This is a genomic window from Citrobacter sp. Cb041 (assembly GCF_030336655.1).
Taxonomy (GTDB): Bacteria; Pseudomonadota; Gammaproteobacteria; order Enterobacterales; family Enterobacteriaceae; genus Citrobacter; species Citrobacter braakii.
Genome location: NZ_JAOWDD010000013.1, coordinates 1 through 248 on the forward strand (window position 1 = coordinate 1; position 248 = coordinate 248).

A 248-nucleotide genomic window follows, 5' to 3' on the forward strand; every position below is an offset into this window, starting at 1 on the left:
GCACCGGGAGAACGCCCATTCAGGGATTATATTCTGGTACACCCTGCCGGGACGTTTGACCCGATTTATGTTTATATTCGCAATCTGCCAGGGCAAGTCACGGGCAAGGGGCAAAAGATTTCTGGCACCTGGTTAGCTGATGCGGGTCAGGGTAACGGTTCGCCTATCCCGTCTCAGATTGCTGACAAACTGCGTGGACGCACCTTCTCCAATTTTGACGACTTCAGGCAGGCTTTCTGGCTGGAGGT

At 53.6% G+C, this 248-nt stretch carries 1 protein-coding gene; it reads left to right on the forward strand.

Annotated elements, in window-relative coordinates:
• Positions 1-248, forward strand: a 248-nt coding sequence (locus tag OGV52_RS00750) for a pyocin-S2/colicin E7-DNase domain-containing protein (protein WP_502873805.1), incomplete at both ends; no start/stop codon positions are given.